At 47.4% G+C, this 761-nt stretch carries 1 protein-coding gene; it reads left to right on the forward strand.

The window, feature by feature from the left end; translation table 11 throughout:
• A partial coding sequence (locus tag R7Q48_RS26820) for a DegT/DnrJ/EryC1/StrS family aminotransferase (RefSeq protein WP_318133276.1) occupies nt 1-761 on the forward strand: 761 nt, incomplete at both ends.

A 761-nucleotide genomic window follows, 5' to 3' on the forward strand; every position in this document is an offset into this window, starting at 1 on the left:
ACGCACAATATCAGTCCTGAAGCGATTGAAGCGGCGATTACAAAAAAGACCAAAGTGATTTTGCCGGTGCACCTGTATGGTCAGTTAGCCGATATGCCAGCGATTATGGCGTTGGCGACAAAACACAATCTTCTCGTGTTGGAAGACAGCGCTCAGTCTCATGGTGCGACACTTGCTGGTAAGAAATCTGGAGCATGGGGTGACGCCTCAGGCTTTAGCTTCTATCCGGGTAAAAACCTAGGTGCGTTAGGCGATGGTGGCGCTATTACGACTAGCGATGATGAGCTGGCAGAAACCTTGCGTGCCCTTCGAAACTACGGCTCACATGTTAAATACCAGAATCTTTATCAAGGTCTGAACAGTCGTTTGGATGAAATTCAGTCGGCGATGTTGTCAGTGAAACTGAACTACCTTCCAGCGCAGACGAAAGCGCGTCAGGAGTTGGCGGCATTTTACTTACGTGAAATCAACAACCCGAATATTATCTTACCAGAAGTGGCTGAGCCTGAGGCACATGTATGGCATTTGTTTGTGGTGCGCAGTTCACACCGAGATGCGCTAGTTAAGCATTTATCAGAGCATGGTATTCAGACACAAGTGCATTATCCTATAGCGCCGCATAAACAGCAGGCTTATAAAGAGTTCAGTCATCTGTCATTGCCGTTGACGGAGCAGTTGCAAAATGAAGTGCTGTCATTACCGATGTCGCCTTACTTGAGTGAGCAAGAGAGAAGTGTTGTGGTCGATGCAGTGAACTCTTT

The sequence above is a fragment of the Vibrio sp. 378 genome, assembly GCF_033339435.1.